This is a genomic window from Frigoribacterium sp. R86507 (genome assembly GCF_044597695.1).
Taxonomy (GTDB): Bacteria; Actinomycetota; Actinomycetes; order Actinomycetales; family Microbacteriaceae; genus Frigoribacterium.
In genome coordinates, this window is the sequence record NZ_CP139002.1 from 1,898,951 (window position 1) to 1,919,085 (window position 20,135).

Annotated in this window: 22 protein-coding genes; 7 read left to right on the plus strand and 15 right to left on the minus strand. The window is 71.1% G+C overall.

Annotated elements, in window-relative coordinates; all coding sequences use genetic code 11:
• Window positions 1-71 precede the first annotated feature (71 nt).
• Entirely contained in the window at window positions 72-722 is a 651-nt protein-coding gene (gene dhaL, locus SJY14_RS09010; RefSeq protein WP_396598735.1) for a dihydroxyacetone kinase subunit DhaL, read from the plus strand.
• Window positions 723-724: 2 nt separating this feature from the next.
• Window positions 725-1,411 (plus strand): dihydroxyacetone kinase phosphoryl donor subunit DhaM, encoded by a 687-nt coding sequence (dhaM, locus tag SJY14_RS09015; RefSeq protein ID WP_396598736.1) that lies wholly within the window; start codon window positions 725-727, stop codon window positions 1,409-1,411.
• A 71-nt stretch (window positions 1,412-1,482) separates the two neighbouring features.
• Here the strand turns inward: dhaM and SJY14_RS09020 are convergent, their stop codons facing one another.
• The 6 genes from SJY14_RS09020 to SJY14_RS09045 all read right to left on the minus strand — a co-directional run bounded on the left by SJY14_RS09020 (window position 1,483) and on the right by SJY14_RS09045 (window position 5,665).
• Window positions 1,483-2,247, minus strand: coding sequence for a pyrimidine reductase family protein (locus tag SJY14_RS09020; protein WP_396598737.1), 765 nt, complete (start codon window positions 2,245-2,247; stop codon window positions 1,483-1,485).
• Window positions 2,244-3,185 carry a dihydropteroate synthase gene (gene folP, locus SJY14_RS09025; RefSeq protein WP_396598738.1) on the minus strand — a complete coding sequence of 314 codons (942 nt, stop codon included), beginning with the start codon at window positions 3,183-3,185 and terminating at the stop codon, window positions 2,244-2,246. Before folP ends, SJY14_RS09020 begins: the two co-directional genes overlap by 4 nt.
• The gene (gene folE, locus SJY14_RS09030) at window positions 3,178-3,765 is read right to left on the minus strand and encodes a GTP cyclohydrolase I FolE (RefSeq protein ID WP_396598739.1); all 588 of its coding nucleotides are present in this window, start codon (window positions 3,763-3,765) and stop codon (window positions 3,178-3,180) included. Before folE ends, folP begins: the two co-directional genes overlap by 8 nt.
• Window positions 3,766-3,777: 12 nt before the next feature.
• On the minus strand, window positions 3,778-4,278 hold the full coding sequence (locus SJY14_RS09035; RefSeq protein ID WP_396598740.1) for a hypothetical protein: 501 nt from the start codon (window positions 4,276-4,278) through the stop codon (window positions 3,778-3,780).
• A gap of 141 nt (window positions 4,279-4,419) precedes the next feature.
• The gene (locus tag SJY14_RS09040) at window positions 4,420-4,884 is read right to left on the minus strand and encodes an NUDIX hydrolase (protein WP_396598741.1); all 465 of its coding nucleotides are present in this window, start codon (window positions 4,882-4,884) and stop codon (window positions 4,420-4,422) included.
• A gap of 13 nt (window positions 4,885-4,897) precedes the next feature.
• Window positions 4,898-5,665, minus strand: coding sequence for an SDR family oxidoreductase (locus SJY14_RS09045; protein ID WP_071253266.1), 768 nt, complete (start codon window positions 5,663-5,665; stop codon window positions 4,898-4,900).
• 124 nt (window positions 5,666-5,789) lie between these two features.
• Between SJY14_RS09045 and SJY14_RS09050 the strand changes: the two genes are divergently transcribed.
• From SJY14_RS09050 to SJY14_RS09065, 4 genes are all read left to right on the plus strand, one after another.
• Window positions 5,790-6,269, plus strand: coding sequence for an NfeD family protein (locus tag SJY14_RS09050; protein ID WP_071253268.1), 480 nt, complete (start codon window positions 5,790-5,792; stop codon window positions 6,267-6,269).
• Window positions 6,270-6,273: 4 nt separating this feature from the next.
• Entirely contained in the window at window positions 6,274-7,413 is a 1,140-nt protein-coding gene (locus SJY14_RS09055; RefSeq protein ID WP_083396024.1) for an SPFH domain-containing protein, read from the plus strand.
• Window positions 7,413-8,201 carry a glycerophosphodiester phosphodiesterase family protein gene (locus SJY14_RS09060; protein WP_396598742.1) on the plus strand — a complete coding sequence of 263 codons (789 nt, stop codon included), beginning with the start codon at window positions 7,413-7,415 and terminating at the stop codon, window positions 8,199-8,201. The genes SJY14_RS09055 and SJY14_RS09060 overlap by 1 nt, the downstream gene beginning before the upstream one ends.
• Window positions 8,202-8,317: 116 nt before the next feature.
• Window positions 8,318-8,683, plus strand: coding sequence for an RNA polymerase-binding protein RbpA (locus SJY14_RS09065; protein ID WP_043594952.1), 366 nt, complete (start codon window positions 8,318-8,320; stop codon window positions 8,681-8,683).
• 84 nt (window positions 8,684-8,767) lie between these two features.
• Here the strand turns inward: SJY14_RS09065 and lnt are convergent, their stop codons facing one another.
• From lnt to SJY14_RS09110, 9 genes are all read right to left on the minus strand, one after another.
• A complete protein-coding gene (gene lnt / locus SJY14_RS09070) occupies window positions 8,768-10,396 on the minus strand; it encodes an apolipoprotein N-acyltransferase (RefSeq protein ID WP_083396025.1) in 1,629 nt (542 codons plus the stop codon).
• Window positions 10,397-10,470: 74 nt separating this feature from the next.
• A complete protein-coding gene (locus tag SJY14_RS09075; RefSeq protein WP_396598743.1) occupies window positions 10,471-12,966 on the minus strand; it encodes a DEAD/DEAH box helicase in 2,496 nt (831 codons plus the stop codon).
• A 4-nt stretch (window positions 12,967-12,970) separates the two neighbouring features.
• Window positions 12,971-13,726 carry a twin-arginine translocase subunit TatC gene (gene tatC, locus SJY14_RS09080; protein WP_396600266.1) on the minus strand — a complete coding sequence of 252 codons (756 nt, stop codon included), beginning with the start codon at window positions 13,724-13,726 and terminating at the stop codon, window positions 12,971-12,973.
• 78 nt (window positions 13,727-13,804) lie between these two features.
• Window positions 13,805-14,098 (minus strand): twin-arginine translocase TatA/TatE family subunit, encoded by a 294-nt coding sequence (tatA, locus tag SJY14_RS09085; protein ID WP_071253274.1) that lies wholly within the window; start codon window positions 14,096-14,098, stop codon window positions 13,805-13,807.
• Window positions 14,099-14,202: 104 nt separating this feature from the next.
• Entirely contained in the window at window positions 14,203-15,195 is a 993-nt protein-coding gene (locus SJY14_RS09090; protein ID WP_396598744.1) for a helix-turn-helix transcriptional regulator, read from the minus strand.
• Window positions 15,188-16,210 carry a helix-turn-helix transcriptional regulator gene (locus SJY14_RS09095; RefSeq protein WP_396598745.1) on the minus strand — a complete coding sequence of 341 codons (1,023 nt, stop codon included), beginning with the start codon at window positions 16,208-16,210 and terminating at the stop codon, window positions 15,188-15,190. Before SJY14_RS09095 ends, SJY14_RS09090 begins: the two co-directional genes overlap by 8 nt.
• 24 nt (window positions 16,211-16,234) lie before the next feature.
• A complete protein-coding gene (locus SJY14_RS09100; protein WP_071253279.1) occupies window positions 16,235-17,164 on the minus strand; it encodes a hypothetical protein in 930 nt (309 codons plus the stop codon).
• 105 nt (window positions 17,165-17,269) lie between these two features.
• Window positions 17,270-18,307: a tRNA (adenine-N1)-methyltransferase gene (locus SJY14_RS09105; protein WP_071253280.1), complete on the minus strand. Its 1,038-nt coding sequence runs from the start codon at window positions 18,305-18,307 to the stop codon at window positions 17,270-17,272.
• Between the two features lie 66 nt (window positions 18,308-18,373).
• Window positions 18,374-19,066, minus strand: coding sequence for an HAD family hydrolase (locus tag SJY14_RS09110; protein WP_396598746.1), 693 nt, complete (start codon window positions 19,064-19,066; stop codon window positions 18,374-18,376).
• A gap of 121 nt (window positions 19,067-19,187) precedes the next feature.
• On the opposite strand from SJY14_RS09110, the gene SJY14_RS09115 reads away from it, so the two are divergent.
• The gene (locus tag SJY14_RS09115) at window positions 19,188-20,099 is read left to right on the plus strand and encodes a PAC2 family protein (protein WP_396598747.1); all 912 of its coding nucleotides are present in this window, start codon (window positions 19,188-19,190) and stop codon (window positions 20,097-20,099) included.
• Window positions 20,100-20,135 lie beyond the last annotated feature (36 nt).

Consider the following 20,135-nt stretch of genomic DNA (forward strand, 5'->3'; position numbering starts at 1 on the left):
CCCGGACCCCGGAGCCCCGACCGCGGGCGCGCAGCACCGCATCATCGCTTCACGAGAGGAACGACCACAGCATGACACTCGACGCCACCTGGACCCGGGCCTGGATCGACCGGACGGCCGACGTCGTCGCTGCCGAACACACGGCACTCAGCGAGCTCGACCGGCAGATCGGCGACGGCGACCACGGTGAGAACCTGTCGCGGGGCTTCACCGCCGTCCGGGCCAAGCTCGCCGACCTCCCCGCCGATGCGACGCCCGGGGCCGCGCTCAAGCTCGTGGCCACGACCCTCATCTCGACGGTGGGCGGCGCGTCGGGCCCCCTGCTCGGCACCGCGTACCTCAAAGGGTCGGCCGCTCTGGGCGACGCCACCGAGCTGGACGCGGAGGCGCTGGTCGCGTTCCTCACGGCGGCCCGTGACGGCGTCGTGCTGAGAGGCAAGGCGGAGGTCGGCGACAAGACCATGATCGACGCGTGGACCCCGGCCGTCGACGCGGCTGCCGCGGCCGCCGCGGACGGAGCGTCGCCCGCAGCCGTCCTCCGCGCCGCAGCCGACGCCGCGGCGACCGGTGCCGAGTCGACCGAACCCCTCGTCGCCCGTAAGGGTCGAGCCAGCTACCTCGGCGACCGTGCCGTGGGTCACCGCGACCCCGGCGCGCAGTCGTCGTCCCTCATCATCGCCGCGGCGGCCGACGCCGCCGACGGCTCGAGCAAGGAGTCCTGAAAATGCCCACCATCGGAATCGTCGTCGTCTCGCACAGTGCCAAGATCGCCGAGGGCGTGGTCGACCTGGCCCGCCAGATGGCCCCCACGACCACCCTCGTGGCTGCCGGAGGGACCGACGACGGGTCCATCGGCACCAGCTTCGACAAGATCTCCGCAGCCCTCGCCGAGGCATCGCGAGGCGGCGGAGCCGTGGTGCTCTGCGACCTCGGCTCAGCCATCCTGACGAGCGAGACGGCCGTCGACTTCCTCGACGACGCCGACAAGCAGCGCGTGGTCATCGCCGACGCCCCTCTGGTCGAGGGCACGGTGGCCGCGGCCGTCTCCGCCGAGACCGGGGGAGACCTCGAGGCCGTCGCGGCGGCGGCCCGGACGGCCACCGGCGTCGCCGACGCCCATGCCGACGAGCGCGACCTCCGTGGTGGCGACGCCGTCGAGCGATCGGCCGTGCTCGTCAACGCGTCGGGGCTGCACGCCCGCCCGGCCGCCGACCTCGTCACGCACGCGTCGCGGTTCCAGGCCGACGTCACGGTGAACGGCGTCGACGCCAAGAGCCTGTTGCGCATCATGGGGTTGAACGTGGGCGTCGGTTCGACGGTGGCCGTGATGGCGACCGGCCCGGACGCCGCGGCCGCCGTGGACGACCTCATCACGCTGATCGAGAGCGGCTTCGGCGAGAAGGCGAGCTGATCGGTCGCCGGCACCGCGCCTCCTGACCTCGGGGTCGTCGGCTGACCCTCGGGGCCGTGGGCGCGCCGGGGTCAGCGCTGTCGCGACCACTTCGTCAGCAGCATGTCGCCCGACAGCAGGACGTGGTCGAGGGTGAGGCCGCGCAGCGCCATGGCCTCACGGGCCGCGACGATGCGCGGCCCGGCTCCGCCCTCGAGGTTCGGCGAGACGGTGAGGCACAGTTCGTCGACGACGTCGGCGGCGACCAGGTCGCCGAGCAACGCCGGCCCGCCCTCGGTGTGGATCTGCGCCAGTCCCCGCTCGACCAGGGCCCGGACGAGGAGGCGCGGGTCGACCCGGTCACGACCGCACGACACGACGTCGGCGACCTCGTCGAGGCGGGCCCGAGCCGTGCGAGGTGCCTCGTCGTGGGTGAGCACCAGTGGCCGGACGGGCGCATCGGCGAACACGTCGCTCGTCGGGTCGAGCCCGAGCCGCCCGGAGACGACGGCGAAGACGGGATGATCGGGCAGGCCGGCCTCGCGCCGCCAGGCGACGGCCTCGTCGCCGAGCCGCATCGGGCCGTAGCCCTCGTCGCGGACCGTGCCCGCACCGACCACGACGACGTCGCAGAGCTGACGCAACAGGTCGAAGACGAGCAGGTCGGCGGGGCCGCCCAGGTCGCGGGTCCGCCCGGCGGCCGTCGCCGAGCCGTCGACGCTCGCCACGAAGTTCGCCCGCACGCGAGGGGTCGTCCGGTCGTGGGGCCGGTGGAGATCGACGAGATCGTCGATGGTCAGCGTGCCACCGCCCACCGGGGGAGCAGGATGCAACTGCGAGATGGCGGCCGTTGTCACGAGACGTCCTCGGCGACGTTGTGGCGCTCGACGACGGGGTCGCGCCAGCCGAGGATCGCCTCGACCATGCGGACGGCGTCGACGCTGGACCGAACGTCGTGCATCCGGACGATGCGCGCGCCCTGCAGCACGCTCATCGTGGCCGCCGCGAGCGAGCCGGCCAGGCGGTCGGGTTTGTCGCGACCGAGCGACTCGCCGACGAAGTCCTTGTTGGACACCGCGGCGAGCGTCGGGTGGCCCAGGGCTGCCACCTCGGACAGGCGGCGGGTCAGCTCCAGCGAGTGCCGGGTCGTCTTGTTCAGGTCGTGGCCCGGGTCGACGACGATGCGGTCGTCGGGCACGCCGTGGGCGCGGGCCACGTCGACCCGCCGCGCGAGGAACTCGACGACCTCGGCGACGACGTCGTCGTAGTGCGGCCGGGGATGCGGCCGTCGCGGTGCGGCCAGGCTGTGGGTGACGACCAGCGTGGCGCCGCTGTCGGCGACGACGTCGGCCAACCGCGGGTCGTGGAGCCCCGTCGTGTCGTTGACGACGTGGGCCCCGGCGGCGATGACGCGTTCGGCGACCTCGGGGCGGAAGGTGTCGACCGAGATCACGACGTCCGACCGACTCGCGAGCGCCTCCACCACGGGCAGGACCCGGTCGAGTTCGTCGGAGGCGGACAATTCGGGCCCGGGCGCGAAGGGGACGCCCCCGATGTCGACCCAGTCGGCGCCCGCCGCGGCCGCGTCCACGGCGGCCTGCACGGCGCGGTCGAGGGCGAAGGTCGCACCCCGGTCGAAGAACGAGTCGGGCGTGCGGTTCACGATGGCCATCACGGCGACCTGGCGGGAGAAGTCGAAGGTCCGCGACCCGATGCGCCGTCTGGGGACGAGCAGAGGGGGGAGGGCGAGCCCGGGGGAGTCGACCTCGCGGTGCTGCGCCGCGGCCTCAGGCACGGGGCGCGCCGATCAGGGCGACCGCCTCGGCCCGCGCCGACGGCTCGGACAGGACGCCCCGACTCGCGAGCGTCACCGTCGTGCTGCCGGTCTGACGGGGGCCCCGGGTCGTGACGCACCCGTGTGAGGCGTCGAGTACCACGAGGACGCCGTCCGGGCGGGCGCCCGCCTGCACGGCTTCGGCGATCTCCTCGCCGAGGCGCTCCTGGAGCTGCGGGCGCGAGGCCACGGCGTCGACCACCCGGGGGAGCGCGCCCAACCCGACGATCGTCTCGCCCGGCACGTAGGCCACGTGCGCGACGCCGACGAAGGGCAGCAGGTGGTGCTCGCACACCGACCGGAACGAGATGTCTCGCACGATCACGACCTCGCCGAGTTGGTGGGCCTCGGCCGGGACCGTGGCCTGGCGGACGAGATCGGACGCGTCGACGGACAGACCGGAGAAGAACTCGGCGTAGGCGTCGGCCACGCGTCGAGGGGTGGACTCGAGCCCCGGACGGTCGACGTCCTCACCGATCGCGGCGAGCAGTTCGAGCACGGCGGCCTCGATGCGGGGCCGGTCGATGGGCGGGGGAGTCATCGGACCATCTTCTCAGGCGACGGGATCGACCGCGGAGCCGTTCCCGTCCGCGCCTGGTGTCGTCGATTCGCGGGGGAGTGCCTCGTGGTGCCGTCGTCCGTGGCTGCGCCGCGCCTCCTTCATCTCGGCCTCGAAGAGATGCTTCTTGCCACCCGCGATAGAATCACGTATGTTCTGCTCGTGGTCGCGGAACGCGGCGTAGTACCCGTCGTCGTAGTCCTCGACGATCTGGTAGGTCCAGCGGCCCTCGACGACGTTGCGACCGACGAGGTCCCGATCGAGCAGGTCCGCGACCTCGACGTGGCCGGCTCGACGGAGCGACTCGACGGCGTCGCCGAGTGCCAGGTCGGCCTTGCCGGTCAGTCGGTGGAACCCGTACAGGAATCCTCGGGCCTGTTCGACGATCTCGAGCGCGGCCGAGAGTTCGCCGAGCGCCGCGACGGTGTCGTCGTCGAGTCCGTCGGGTCGGCGGTGCGCATCATCGGGCGGTGTGTGGGTCGCATCGGTCGTCATGCGACCAGGCAACTCCGAGGAGGCGCGGCGTGCGTCAGCGGAGAGGGCTTCCGTCGCACGATTTCACATTACTTGACATAATGTGCATTATCAGTCACCAACCGTGACAGCCGGAAGGGGTGCACGGGCGTCCTCTGACCCTCAGGCGCCGGACGATCCGTCCAGCACCTCGCGCAGGAGCTCGGCCAGGTCGCGGGGCTCGACCGGCTCGTCGATGGTCGTCAGCTCGTCGAGGCTGAACCAGCGCGACTCGAGGATGTCGGTGCGCTCGTCGTCGGTCCAGTCGTCGTCGACGACCTCGAAGTGCGGCAGGCGCACAACGAAGAACTCCGCGTGACCGTGCGTGTGGTCGGCGTCGTCCCAGGCCACCTCGAAGTCGTCCACGCGCACGACGTCGCCGACCTCGGTGATCACCTGGCCGGTCTCTTCGTGCAGCTCGCGGACGGCCGCCTCGACATGGGTCTCGCCCGGGTCGACCCCGCCACCCGGGGTGATCCAGCGTGCTGACCGACTGGTGTCGGGCGCCACCGTCTTCATGAGCAGCACTCGGTCGTCCCCATCGAGGACGAGGAGGCGCGAGGTCGGTCGGACGATGCGCTCGGTCACGAGGTGCCCCGTCTCAGACGATCGGCGCGAAGTCGCTGGTGTCGCCCACCAGCCGGGTGTGGTCGGCCGGGACGGGCTCGACGGCGGCCGACGCGACCTCGGCGGCGAACTCGGCGACGTTGTACAGCTTGCCCGCGCTCTCTTTCCGCGACGAGATGGCGCCGGGGTTCGACCGCTCGAGAAGGGTCGCCGTGATGGTGCCCTCGATCATGTCGCCCGAGACGACGACGAACTCGACGCCCGCGGTCTCGAGCTGCGGCAGCATCTCGCGCAGGGCGTCCTCGCCGGCGCGCTTGCTGAGGGCGACGGGAAGGTACTCGGGCATGGTCTCGGTCGTGCGGATGAAGTGCGCCTGGTGGCTCGTGACGAAGACGACGCGCGAGCCCGGGGCGAGGAGCGGCAGGGCCGCGGTCAGCAACGCGACCTGGGCATCGCGGTTCAGCTTGAGCGCGTAGTCCTCGGCCATGCCCGTCTCCATGCCGCCCGAGGCGTTCATGACGAGGACGTCGAGGCCGCCCCAGGCGTCGCGCACGGTCTCGAACATCGTCGCCAGGCTGGCCTCGTCGGTCAGGTCGGCCCCGATGGCGATCGCCTCGCCCCCGGCCTCCTCGATCTTCGCGACGAGCTGCAGGGCGCGCTTCTCCTTGTTGCGGTAGTTGACGACGACCTTGGCGCCGGCCTCGGCGAAGTAGCGCACGGTGTCGGCGCCGATCCCCCGGGACGACCCGGTGACCAGGACTCGGGCTCCGGCGAGGGACTCTGCGGCGAGGGGGTTGGACAAGGCGTGCTCCAGACTGTGCGGGGGGTCGATCGGTCCGTGGACCGGACTCGACCCTACCAATCCCCCTCGTCACCGTCGGTGGTGGGTGGTAGTTTCCATAACAGGGGAACGAAAGAAGGTCGACATGGACGTCCTGAACGATTACGCATGGGTCGCGTGGATCGCGCTCATCCTCGTGTTCGTCATCGTCGAGGTGACGACGCTCGAGTTCACCTTCCTCATGCTGGCCATCGGCAGCGTCGGCGGTCTGCTCGCCGGACTCTTCGGCGCCCCGTGGTGGCTGCAGGCGATCATCGCGGGCGTCCTCGCGGTCCTCTTGCTGTTCACCGTGCGGCCGCCGCTGCTACGGGCGCTCCGCCGCGGGGGCGATCCGACCCCCAGCAACGTCGAGGCGCTGCTCGGGTTGCGCGGCACGGTCGTCGTGCCCATCGGCTCCGACCCGGGCCAGGTGAAGCTGTCGAACGGCGAGACCTGGACGGCACGGGTGCTGTCCTCCCCCGCGACGTCGGTCGGCGCCGACCTCGCACTCGACACCGGGTCCCCGGTCGTCGTGACCGCCATCGAGGGGTCGACGGCCTTCGTCGCCCCCGCAGAGAGGTCCTGAAGCCATGGACACCATCAGTGCCGGCACCGTCGTCACCATCGTGGTCGTCGCGATCGTCGTCGTGCTCGTCCTCGTCATCCTGTTCCGCTCGGTCCGCATCATCCCGCAGGCGAGTGCCGGCGTGGTCGAACGACTGGGGCGCTACCACAAGACCCTCTCCCCCGGCCTCAACCTGCTCGTGCCGTTCATCGACCGGGTGCGGCCCCTCATCGACATGCGCGAGCAGGTCGTCTCGTTCCCCCCGCAGCCCGTCATCACCGAGGACAACCTGGTCGTCTCGATCGACACGGTCGTGTACTTCCAGGTGACCGACGCGCGCGCGGCCACCTACGAGATCGCCAACTACCTCGGGGCCGTCGAACAGCTCACGACCACCACGCTGCGCAACGTGGTCGGTGGGCTCAACCTCGAGCAGGCCCTCACCAGCCGGGACAACATCAACGGCCAACTGCGCATCGTGCTCGACGAGGCGACCGGCAAGTGGGGCATCCGGGTCGGACGCGTCGAACTGAAGGCCATCGACCCGCCCCTGTCGATCCAGGACTCCATGGAGCAGCAGATGCGTGCCGAGCGCAGTCGTCGCGCGGCCATCCTCACCGCCGAGGGCACGAAGCAGTCGCAGATCCTCGAGGCCGAGGGGTCGCGTCAGTCGTCGATCCTCAAGGCCGAGGGTGATGCGAAGGCCCAGGTGCTGAGGGCCCAGGGTGAGGCCGAGGCCATCGCGACGGTCTTCAACGCCATCCACGCCGGCGACCCCGACCCGAAGCTGCTCGCGTACCAGTACCTCCAGACCCTGCCGAAGATCGCGGACGGCTCGGCCAACACCATGTGGATCATCCCCAGCGAGCTGACCGAGGCCCTCAAGGGCATCGGGCAGGGCTTCTTCGCGCCTCGCGACCCGAACGCTCCCGGGTGGACCCCGGCCGAGGGTCCCAAGGTCTCCGAGATGGACGTCACGCCCGACCTGGCCTCGACCGTCGACCTCGAGGCCGAACCCGACCTCGGCTTCCCGACGGTGACCACGCCCGGTGGGACGGGCACCGCCACGGGGTCCGGAGGCGCGGGTGCCGCGGGTCCCGCCGGCCCGGCTCCCGAGACGGGTGCCCCGGGCTCCGGCCCGACCGCTCCCCCGGCGACCTCGTAGTGCCGTCCGCTCCCCCGGTCTCGGCCGGCTGGTTCGCGCCGGCCGGCCCACGGGTGCTGGCGCACCGGGGCCTCGCCGTCGATGCTCCCGAGAACACCATGCTGGCGTTCGCCCTGGCCGTGTCGGCCGGGGCGACCTACGTCGAGACCGACGTGCACGCCACGCGCGACGGCATCGCGGTCATCAGCCACGATCCCGACCTGAAGCGGGTCGCGGGGCGCGAGCAGCGCCTCCTCGACCTCGACCTCGCGGACGTCAAGGCGATCCGTCTCGACGGTGAGCACGAGATCCCGACCCTCGACGAGGCGCTCGACGCCTTCCCCGAGACCCGGTTCAACGTCGACCTCAAGTCCGACGAGGCCGTCGCGCCGGCCGTCCGGGCGATCGCCCGGGTCCGGGCGACGGACCGCGTCCTGGTGACCTCGTTCGACCACCGCAGGCGTCTGCGGGCGGTCCGGGCCCTGCCGGGAGTCGCGACGTCGGCCTCGTCCCGGGGCATCGTCGCGGCGATGGCCGCGGGCCTCGTCCCCCTCCCCGGGCTCAGGCGGACGCTGGTGCGGCGCGCCCTCGTCGGGTGCCGGGCGCTCCAGGTCCCCGAGCGCAAGGGTCCGGTCCGCATCGTCACGGCCGCACGCGTCGCCGAATGGGCGGATCTGGGCGTCGAGACGCATGTCTGGACCGTCAACGAGCCCGTCGACATGGTTCGGCTGCTCACCCTGGGCGTCCACGGGATCGTCACCGACCGTGCCGACCTGGCCCTCGACGAGGTACGTCGGCGCGCTCCGTGACCGCCGTCCCGGTCTGCCGGGGCACTGTGAAGGGACTGTGAAATCGCACGGCTCGGAACGGCGGAGGTCCAGAACGGGTTACAACGGGTGATTGCAACGCGAGAGGAGACCACACAATGGCAGATCGCAGTTTGCGCGGAATGAGGCTCGGCAGCCAGAGCCTGCAGAGCGAAGAGGGCGTGGAGTTCTCGCCCCGCAAGAAGGCCGTCTACCAGACGACCGACGGTCAGACGTTCGACATGGTGTTCGCTGCGGACGCCGAGATCCCGGACATCTGGCAGTCCCCCAAGAGTGGCCAGGAGGGTCGTCTGCTGTCGGCCGACGGCAAGCCCGTCGAGATCGACGCCGGTGACGTGAAGGTCCCCCGTAGTCACTGGGACATGTTGCTCGAGCGCCGCAGCCGTGACGAGCTCGAGGAGCTCCTCCAAGAACGACTCGACTTCCTGCGGGCCCGCAAGGGTCAGCACAAGATCGGCGCCTGACGGCCCAGCCTGAACCACGAAGACGAGAAGGCCCGACCACCTCACGGTGGTCGGGCCTTCTCTCGCGCCGGGCGTCGCGAGACGTCAGTCGACGACGCGCCACCGCGGCAGGATCGGATCGGGTGCCTCGTCGAGCCGGCGTCGACGAGCCGATCGGCGGGTACCGATGAACGAACGCGACAGCAACAGCATCGCGAGACCGAAGAACGACACGAGCAGCTCGATCGCACGACTCGCCGCGACGGCGGGCGTCGTCCCGGTGCCGAGGTCGACCACCGCCACCATGGTGCCGGGCTCGTAGTCGGGGATGCTCGCGGTCGTCCTGCCCGAAGCGTCGATGGCCCGCGTCGAGGCGACGGTCGAGACGTTGACGAGGGGTCGGGCCGTCTCGATGGCTCGCAGGCGGGCGATCGCGAGCTGCTGCTCGTTCTCGTCCGTCTGGCCGGGACGGGTGCCGAAGTCGGCGTTGTTCGTCTGGCCGATGATGACCTGGGCGCCCTCGTCCATCATGTTCGTGATGAGCTGGTCGTCGACGATGTCGAAGCAGATCGAGATGCCGGCCCGGAAGTCGCCCAGGTCGAAGACCTCGTCACGCGTGCCCGGGGTGTAGTCCCGGCCGATCAGGTCGATGAGATCGGGGGCGAAGGGTCGCCAGAAGTCACGGTCGGGGACGTACTCGCCGAACGGGACCGGGTGCTTCTTGTCGTACTGGTCTCGCACGCCTCCGTCGGACCAGAGGAGGGACGAGTTGTAGACGGTCTCGCCGTCGTCGCTCTCGGTGATGACACCCGAGACGAGGGGTGCGTCGTAGCCTCGGGAGATCGCGTCGAAGACGTACCGGCCGGTGGCGTCGCGTGTGGGATCGCGGTCGCTGCCGCCCTCGGGCCAGACGATCATGTCGAGGGAGCGCTGGTCTTCCGGCAACTGCGCGAGCTGGGCCTGCAGGTCGCTCATCGCGAGCACCTGGGCGTTGGTCAGGTCGCCGTACTGCCGGTCGGCGAAGTAGCCGGCGTCACCGTCACCCTGGACGGCGGCGATGGTGGCCGTGCCGGAGGAGTGCGTCGGCCAGGCGGGCACCGCGAGGGCGGCGACGACGACCGTGGCACCCGCCAGCACACGGGTCGAACCCCGGACGGTCGTCTGGAGGGCGAGCTGGATCAGTGCGGCGACGATCGCCACCATGAGGAACGACAGGCCAGAGATGCCCAGCCAGGCGACGAGGCCGGCGAACGGGCTCTCGGATTGACTCAGCGCCACCCGGCCCCAGGCGAACCCGCCGTAGGGCCAGGTTCCGGCGACGAACTCCCGGAGCGTCCAGAGCCCCCCGACGACCACCGGCAGGAGGACCGTACGACCCAGGGTGCCGGGCCAGACGCGCGGGACCCAGCGGTACGCCAGGGTGATGAGCATCGCCCCCGCGGCGAAGAAGAGAGCCTCGAGCGTCGACAGGGCGGCCCAGGGCACGACGCCGAGGAAGAGCGTCGCCCACGAGATGTGGATCAGGTAGAAGGACAGGCCCGCCACGAGGCCGACCAGGAAGGAACCGCCGAGCGACCGGCCTCGGAGTGCCAACAGCACGAATCCGATGCCGACGAACGTCAGTGGCCAGACGTCACCGTCGGGGAAGCCGCCGTCGAGAACGGCACCGGCGCCGAGCGCGACGATCAGGGCCAGCCAGAGGGGCAGTCGGACGTCGGTCGCTCGGGAAGACACCCCGCGATTCTAGGTGGCGGCGTCTGGGAGGCCGGTCGTCGTCGGTCGTCGCTCGGCCTCGGTGGGAAGAGGACTCAGGGGCCGACCGCGGTGTAGGCCACGATGCCGCGACGGACGGCGTCGAGCGCCTGTCGCGCCGTCGGGCCGACCGGCAGGTCGCCCACGACCGACAGCTGGTCGAGCAGGTCGATCGTCTGTTTCGTCCAGCGCACGAAGTCGCCGGCTGCGAGGTCGGCGTCGTCGAGCACCGAGTCGAGTGCAGCACCTCGGGCCCAACGGTGCATCGCCAGGGCGAGACCCGGAGCCGGGGGCTGGCTGCCGGGCAGGCGGTGTTCGTGCTCGAGGTCGTCGAGCTCGGCCCAGAGCAACTGGGTGGCGTCGAGGGCGGCACGGAACTCGCCCCGGGGCAGGAACCGCTCGGAGAGCTGGCCCTCGTCCCGCCGGGGCTCGTACACGAGCGTGGCGGCCATCGCGGCCATCGACGGCACGTCGAGCATGTTCCACAGGCCGAGGCGGAGGCTCTCGGCCACGAGCAGGTCGCGATCGCCGTAGATGCGGCGCAACGTGCGACCGGTCGGGGCGACGGTGACCTCGGCGTCCCGGGGGACGCGGCCCGCGCCTCCGGCGTTCGCGCCCGTCGGGAGGAGGTAGCCGCGGTCGAGCAGCACGTCGGTGACGCGGTCGAAGACCTTGGCCACGGCGCCGGTCCGGCTGCGGATCTGCGCCGACAGTTGGTCGGTCTGCTTCTTGAGCTTGAACCAGCGCTCGGACCAGCGGGCGTGCTGCTCGCGATCGGGGCAGGCGTGGCAGGGATGCTGCCGGACCTGCCGTCGGAGTTCGACGATGCGTCGCTGACGTTTGTCGCGTTCGGCCCGCGACTGGGAGTCGGCGCGAGCAGCCCCCTGCTTCTCGAGGTCGCCCACCTCGCGACGCAACATCGTGTACTCGCCGAAGTCGCCCAGATGGCAGGCCATCGACGCGGCGTAGCCGTCGAGCGACTGCTGCTGCGACCGCACCTTGCGCGCCAGGTCGACGACCGAGCGGTCGGCCTGGAACTGGGCGAACGAGGTCTCGAGCACCTCGCGGGTGCGCGATCGACCGAACTGCTCGATGAGGTTCACGGCCATGTTGTACGTGGGCCGGAAGCTGCTGTTCATCGGGTAGGTGCGCCGCGAGGCCAGGGAGGCGACGGCCTGCGGATCGAGGCCCTGCTGCCACTGGATGAGCGAGTGGCCCTCGACGTCGATGCCGCGACGACCGGCGCGACCGGTCAGCTGGGTGTACTCACCGGGGGTGATGGGCACCCGGGCCTCGCCGTTGAACTTCTCGAGCTTCTCGAGCACGACGGTGCGGGCCGGCATGTTGATGCCCAGTGCGAGCGTCTCGGTCGCGAACACGACCTTGACGAGCTTCTTCTGGAACAGCTCTTCGACCACCTCTTTGAACGCCGGCAACAGGCCGGCGTGGTGGGCGGCCACGCCCCGTTCGAGCCCGTCGAGCCAGCGCCAGTAGCCGAGCACGGCCAGGTCCTCGTCGCGCAGGGTGCGGCAGCGGGCCTCGACGATCTCGCGGATCTCTCGACGCTGGTCGGCGGTGGTCAGGCGGATGCCCGACCTCAGCACCTGGGACACGGCCTGGTCGCAGCCCACGCGACTGAAGACGAAGAAGATGGCGGGAAGCAGGTTCTGGTCGTCGAGCATCTCGACGATCTTCCAGCGGTCGAGGCGTCCGGGGCCGCCCTGCGTGGGCGGGACGACGTGGCCCCGGGGGCCCGTCCGTCCGCTGGAATGGGAGTCCCGGCGTCCGCCGCTGCGACCGCCACGCCGCCCGAGCGACGTGGCCCGGAGGAGTTCGGGGTTCACCCGGTTCGTCGCTGCCTGCCCCGAGGAGTCGAACAGGTCGAGGAACTTGCCCCCGACGAGGACGTGCTGGTCGAGGGGCACGGGGCGGTCCTCGGAGACGATGACCTCGGTGCTGCCGCGGACCGTCTGCAACCAGTCACCGAACTCTTCGGCGTTGGACACCGTCGCGCTGAGCGAGATGAGCCTGACGTCGAGGGGCAGGTGGATGATGACCTCTTCCCACACCGCGCCCCGGAACCGGTCGGCGAGGAAGTGGACTTCGTCGAGGACGACGTAGCGCAGGTCGGTCAACATCTCGGACCCTGCGTAGATCATGTTGCGGAGGACCTCGGTCGTCATCACGACGATGCGCGCCCTCGAGTTGACGTTCGTGTCGCCGGTCAGCAGCCCGACCTCGGACGCGCCGTACTCGGCCACGAGCTCTTGGAACTTCTGGTTGCTCAGAGCCTTCATCGGGGCGGTGTAGAAGACCTTGGCCCGAGGGTCCTGCATGGCGAGGTGGATGGCGTATTCGGCCACCAGCGTCTTGCCGGCGCCGGTGGGAGCGGCGACGAGGACGCTGTCGCCTTCTTCGAGGGCGACGCAGGCGGCGATCTGGAACGGGTCGAGGGTGAAGCCCAGGCGGGACCGGAAGGCCTGGAGCTTGGGGGTCTTCACGCGTGTCTTCGCCGCGGCGAAGCGCTCCGCCGGGCTGAGGTCGGGGCTCATCGGGTCACCCCGCCGCCAGCTCGGCGTCGAGGGCCGCGGCGCGCTTGGCGGCCCGACGATCGTGCAGCCAGGCCACTCCGGCTGCGAGGAAGAAGAGGATGATCATCGGGATCGCCAGCAGGAACATCGAGAAGATGTCGGCGGACGGCGTCGCGATGGCGGTGAACAGGACGATGACGAGGATGGCCACGCGCCATCCCTTGACGATCGCGGCGGCCGAGACGACGCCCACGAAGTTCAGCAGCACGAGGAACACCGGCATGACGAAGGCGATGCCCACGGCGAGGACCAGCTTGAGGACGAAGTCGTAGTAGACCTTCGACTCGATGATCGTGGCGTCCTGGGTGTCGACGAAGCCGGTCATGACCTCGACGATGTGGGGAAGGACGTACCAGCCCGCAAGGCAGCCGCCCAGGAAGAGAGGGATGGCGGTGCCGATGAAGCCGACCGCGTAGAGCTTCTCTTTGCGCACGAGGGCCGGGACGATGAAGGCCCAGACCTGGTAGAGCCACACGGGGCTCGAGATGACGACCCCGACGGTGACCGCGATCTGCAGCTTGAGGTCGAACGCGCCGGTGATGTTCGAATAGTTGAGGGTGGTCTCACCCGTCCGCGCCGCGGCGATGGCCTCGACCGGTGACCTCAGGGCGTCGAGGACGAAGGGCGCGAGGAACCAGCCGGCGACAGCGGCCAGGATGAGGGCCAGGGCAGAGATGAAGAGGCGCTTGCGCAACTCGAGCAGGTGCTGGCCGAGCGACATCTTGCCGTCGCGGCCACGGCTGCGGCCGGTGCCCCTCCCCCGGGTGCTGTCGCCACGAGTCGTCGTCGTGGCCACGCGTCAGGACTTCGGCGGGACGTCGCGATTCGGCGACGGGTAGCCGTCGTCGGAGCGGCGAGCGGTCGACCCGTCGGTGTACCGGGCGGTCGAGTCGTCGGAGCGACGGACCGGACGGTCGTCGAAGTCGTCGTCGACTGCCGACTCTTTCTTGTCGCTGTTGACCTCGTTCTTGAAGATGCGCATCGACTGCGCGATGCTCTTCGCGAGGGCGGGGAGCTTCGGCGCACCGAAGAGGAGCAGGACGATCGCCAGGATGATGATCAGGTGCCAGCCTGAGAGTGCGTTTCCGAACATGATGGGGTCTCCTTGCGGGGCAGGGTGACGATCAGTCTATCGTGCGGGGTCGCCCGCGACGGGCGCGGCGCAGACGATCCACAGCGCGGGTGGGGCCGGAGAGCCTAGGAGGCGCGGGGCGGGTCGGCGTCGTAACGCTCGATCGCCCGACGGGCCCAGTCCGCCACGGCCGTGCGTGCCGACTCGGGCGCGACGACCTCGGGGCGACCCGGCAGCCCCGCCACCAGACGACAGAGCGTGCCGAGGCGGTTGACGCGCAGTCGGAGCCGTACGCGGTCGTCCTCGAGGGGCTCGGGTTCGTCGGGGCCGTAGTCCGCGAGGAGCGGCGCCGCGGCCGCGTCGAGGTCGAGCACCACGACGAGGTCGTCCGGAGACCCCTCGAAGAGCGTCTCGGGCAGGGCGACGTCGTCGGCCCGATGAGCGATGGGCGTCGAGGTGAGGGCCGGTGCGGCGATCCGGTCGAGCCGGAACGTGCGGGGGGCCTCGCGCAGGTGGTCCCAGGCCCTGAGGTACCAATCGGCGTCGACCGATTCGACCCGCAACGGGTCGACTCGGCGGCGTTCGGCGACGCCGCGGGTGCCGCGGTAGTCGAACTCGAGTTGTACACCGGCCTCGACCGCCCGTCCGACGAGACCCAGGACCTCGTTCGTCTCGGACTGGTCGACGGCCACCTGGCTCGGTTCGCTGGAGGCCCCTCGGGAGAGCTTGCTCATCAGGGTGGCGATGGCCGCGCGATCGGCGTTCTCGGGCAGCGACGACAGGTACTGCAGCCCGGCGATGAGTGCGGCGGCCTCGCGAGCCGAGAACCGCGGCGAGTCGTCGATGGCGACGAGGTTGGTCAGCACGATGACGTCGTTCTGCTCGAAGTCGTCCCAGGCGATGTCGAAGAGGTCGCCGTGCTGGTACTGGGTGGTCTCGCCGGGGATGCCCGAGACGGCGATGAGCTCGACCGCACGACGGATCTCGGCCACGCTCACGCCGAAGTGGGCGGCGGCCTCGGCCACGCTGACGCGCTCGTGGTCCATGAGCCAGGGGACGAGCGACAGCAGGAAGGCGAGTTTGTCGGCCGCGTGGAGGGCACCTCGGGCTTCAGCCACGGGCCCTCCCCTCGACGGGGTCGGCGGTGTGCGCGGCGAGCACTGTCGCGAGACGGGCCCGGACCAGGGTGCGCAGGCTCTCGGGCTCGACGACCGTGACCTCGGGGCCGAAGGAGGCCAGCTCGTCGGCGAGAAGGTGTTCGTCGGTCCAGTGGACGGTGAGCGTGTCGAGATCGACGCGCGTGGTGCCGCGACGTTTGCCGAGTCGGGTCTCGGCGTCGGACATCGGCTCGACGCGGAGGGTCGCGGTGCGGTCGCGCCAGACCTGCTCGAGGTCGGCCAGCGCACGCTCGGCCGTGGCGTCGTCGGGGCGCGTGTACGGGGAGGACGTTAGCTGGACGGGACCGACCACCCTCGACAGCAGGAACGTCTTGAGCGCTCCGGTGCCGACCTCGACCGCCGACACCAGCCAGCGACCGTGGTGCTGCACCAGTGCCGCCGGGGCGACCTCGCGTCGACGGGCGGACTCGTCGCCGGGTTTGAGGTAGTCGAACCGCACGACGACGCCTCGGTCGAGCGCCGTGCGGAGGGGCTCGAACGCCGCGTCCCGGGATCGGAGTCGAGGAGCGTACTCGAGCTCGGGCACGCTGGCGGAGCCCCCCAGCGACCGCAGCTTGAGGAGGGCCCGTCGGGACTCGTGCGAGAGGGACCCCTCGCGCCAGACCATCGCGGCCAAGGTGAGGAGAGCGGTCTCTTCGGAGGAGAACGAGATGTCCTCGGGCAGTTCGTACGCCCCGCGCGGGATGCGGTAGCGCAAGGCCTGGTTGTTGCCCGCCGCCGAGGGGTCGTCGATCGTCTCGAGGGGGACGCCGAGTTCACGGATGTCGTCCTTGTCCCGCTCGAACTGCCGCTCGAGAGCGGCGTTGTCGCCGGCACGTGAGTACTTCTGGCGGTAGCCCTGGACGGTCGACAGGATCTCGGTCTTGCTCAGCCCGGAATCCGTCGCGAGCAGGGCCAGCACGAGGCTGAACAGGCGCTCTTCGACGGGGACGCGGGGGGTGCGGGCAGCGGGCACGGCGACCGACTCAGCAGGGCAGCGTCATCGGATCGCCCCGAGCACGTCGAAGACGTAGACGTAGGCGGAGCCGCCACTCTCGGCGGACGCGGGGAGCACGACCATGACCTGCGAGCCGACCTGCTGCCCCACGAGGGCCGAGCGGATGTCGTCGGGGATCTGCTCGTCGCCGAGGTCGACCGGCGTCGCCGATCCGCCGTTCGTCCAGGTCGAACCGGCGACCGTGGACGGCTGGCTCCAGGTGACGGCGGTGAACTGCACCACGGCCGTGTCGTCGGCGGTCAGCGTCGTGCCGTGGCCCTTGCGGACGAGGTGCACGACCTCGTCGGCCGGTGCGTCGCCCGCGGGGATCGTGATGCCGGGTGCGCCGTCGGGCGCGGTGACGACGGCCGGGAGGCCGTTCGCGCCGAGCTGGAGGGCCCCGTCGGCCTTCGCGAGGAACGCCCGCTTGACGTCGACCACGGCGACGTAGGCGGCGTCGGGGTCGTCGTTCGGGGTCGCGGCGGCACCGTTGATCGATGCGGAGAGGTCGCTCGCCTTGACGGCGACCGCCACGCGCGAGCCCACCGTGGAGCACTCGAGCGCGTCGACGAGCGGGGCGAGGGTCTGGCCGCCGACGGTCAACGGGACGTTCGTCGACCCGTCGTAGCCGCTGTCCTCGAGTTCTTGCCCCGTGGAGCCGTCGAAGAGGGTGTAGTCGATGACGACCGGGGTGCCGTCGACGAGTCGCTGGCCGTCGCCCTCGATGAGCGTCGAGACCTCGGTCTTCTTCGTCACGATCGGGGTCGGCACGTCGACGTCGGGCTTCGTGCCGAAGTCACCGGTCGCCGTGACGACCGAGGCGGCGTCGCCCGTGGGGGGGCAGCCGGTCGAGCCGGGTCCGGCCGTGGTCGAGCAGGCCGTCATCGAGGCGAGCAGGCCGACCGTCACGACGAGGGCGGGGATCTTGCGCACGGGGACTCATTTCGTGGAGGCGACCGGGGGTCGAGTGGGGCGACCGGTCGGGTCGTTCGGATGCGGGGACAGCTTAGCGGGGGCGATCGGGGCGCCCCGTGACGCTCAGGCCGGTGTGGAACCGGTCGACGGCCCGTCGGTGGTGCCGACGTCGACGGCTCCGGTCGCCGCGATGGCGGCGTCGGCGGCCGTCCGGGCCTGGCGGGCGGTCTTGCGCAGCTTCTTGTCGCTGGCCGACCGCTCGCCGAGGGCCCCGGGGGTCCAGGCCTCGACGTCGGCGTCGCTGTAGTCGGACTTGGAGGGGCGGCGCTTGAGCTGCGGGAGCACCGCGCCGGGGGCCAGCCGGCGGGCGGTGATCAGGAAGCCGGTGTGCCCGATCATCCGGTGGTCGGGGCGGACGGCGAGGCCTTCGACGTGCCAGCCGCGGACCAGGGTCTCGGACGCGTCGGGTTCGGTGAAGGACCCCGAGGCACGCAGGGCCTCGGCCGTCCGCGAGAGCTGGGTGGCCGTGGCGACGTAGCAGATCACCAAGCCGCCCGGCTTGAGCGCGTCGGCCGTGACGTCGACGTTCTCCCACGGCGCGAGCATGTCGAGCACGACCCGGTCGACCGTCCCGTCGGGCATCGCCGCCGGGAGCTCGTCGGCCAGGTCGCCGACCGTGACCGACCAGTTCTCGGGCTCGGCGCCGAAGAAGCTCGCGACGTTGCCCTCGGCCACGTCGGCGAACTCCTGACGGCGCTCGAAGGACGCCAGGCGCCCCTCGGGACCGACGGCGCGCAGCAGCCAGAGCGACAGCGCACCCGAACCCACGCCCGCCTCGACGACGGTCGCGCCGGGGAAGATGTCGGCGAACGCCACGATCTGTGCGGCGTCCTTCGGGTAGACGATGGCGGCGCCCCGGGGCATGGACATCACGAAGTCGCTCAGCAGCGGACGGAGCGCGAGGTACTCGTCGCCGGTCGTGCTCGGGACGACCGACCCGTCGGGCAGGCCGACGACGTCGTCGTGCGCGATCATGCCGCGGTGCGTGTGGAACACGGCGCCCGGGGTCAGCACGATGGTGTTCATCTTGCCCTTGGGGCCCGTGAGCTGGACCTTGTCGCCTTCGACGAAGGGGCCGGACTGGCGGCGGAACGCGGTCATGCGGGGTGCTGCTTTCGATCGGGTCGCACCCTGAGGGGCGCAGGAGGCGCGGCGTGCGCACCGGGGTCAGGAGTCGGAGGTCGCCTGGTCGCGGACGGCGCGCCCGGCACGGTGCAGCTCGCGGAGGTCGCCGACCGTGGTGCCGACGAGGGTGTCGCGGCGGATGTACGGGCCGTCGTCGGCGAGCGGCGCGTGGTGCTCGACGCCGATCGCGACGGTGCCGGCGGCCACGGCCGAGGCCAGGCCGGGAGTGCTGTCCTCGATGGCGATGCAGTCGGCGGGGTCGACGCCCAGCAGTGCGGCGCCCCGGAGGTAGGCCTCGGGGTGCGGCTTGGCGTGCTCGACGTCGTCGCCGGCGACGATCGCGTCGAAGGCCTCGAACTCGATGGCGTCGACCATGAACTGGGCCATGCGGCGGATCGACATGGTGACGAGGGCCGTCGGGACTCCTTCGCGGCGGAGCTCGGCGAGGAGCTCTTTCGCGCCGGGACGCCAGGGGATCTCGACCGCGGCACGCTCGAGGACGGCGGTGGTCAGGCGGTCGATGATCTCGTCCTCGGACAGGTCGACGCCGTGGGACTGCAGGACGCGGGCGGACTGCCACAGGCCGCTGCCGATCATGGCGTCGCCGTCCCCGCGGCTCCAGGTGCCGCCGAACGACTCGACCAGTTCGACCTGGCAGAGGAACCAGTACGGCTCGGTGTCGACGAGGGTTCCGTCCATGTCCCACAGGACGGCGGCAGGCAGGGTTTCGGTCACGGCGGTCGAGTCTACCGGGCGTGACCGGCGTGGCCTCCCGGCCCGCGCCTCCTGGTGGCGGTCACGGTCTATCGTGGAGGGTCAAGCGCCGGACGCCCTTCCGGCACGGTGAGGACTCAGGTTGACGAACACGTCGGATTTCGCTGCGGGACGCCTGCTGGTGGTGGCCTTCGAGGGCTGGAACGACGCCGGTGAGGCCGCCAGCGGCGTCGCGCGCAACCTGGTCGAGACGCTCTCGCTCGAACCGGTGGCCGAGCTCGACGGCGAACGGTACATCGACTACCAGTTCAACCGTCCGCAGGTGGGGCTCGACGACGACGGGGTGCGGACCCTCGTGTGGCCCCGCATCCAGCTGCACGCGGCCGCCGACGCCGCGACGGTCCTCCCCCGCGACCCCGCGTCGCCCGCCACCGAGGTTCTCGTGCTGCTGGGGGCCGAACCGTCGCGCAGCTGGCGGGGCTTCGCCGCCGAGATCGTCGACCTGATCGACGTGCACGACGTCACGGGCGTGGTGTTCCTCGGGGCCATGCTCGCCGACGTCCCCCACACGCGGCCCATCTCGGTCTTCGTCAGCAGCGAGAACGAAGCCGTCCGCGACGAGTACACCCTCGAGCGCAGCACCTACGAGGGGCCGGTGGGCATCTTGTCGGTCCTCGCCGACGCCGTCGAGGCCGCCGGCGTGCCGACCCTCTCGATCTGGGCCTCGGTGCCGCACTACGTCCACAACGCCCCGTCGCCGAAGGCGACGCTCGCGCTCATCGAGAAGCTCGACGAACTCTCGGGCGTGACGATCCCCCGAGGCGAGCTCGCCGCCGAGTCGACGGCCTGGGAGTCCGGCATCGACGCCCTCGCGGCCGACGACGACGACATGGCCGGCTACATCGAACAGCTCGAGCAGGCTCGCGACACGGTGGACAGCCCCGAGGCGAGCGGGGAGGCCATCGCGCAGGAGTTCGAACGGTACCTGCGGCGGCGCGACGGCAAGGGCGGGGACGGCCGACCGGACGACCCGCGGTATCCCCCGGTCCCCTGAGTCACCGTGCCGTGACCCCGTCGGACCGGATTCGAC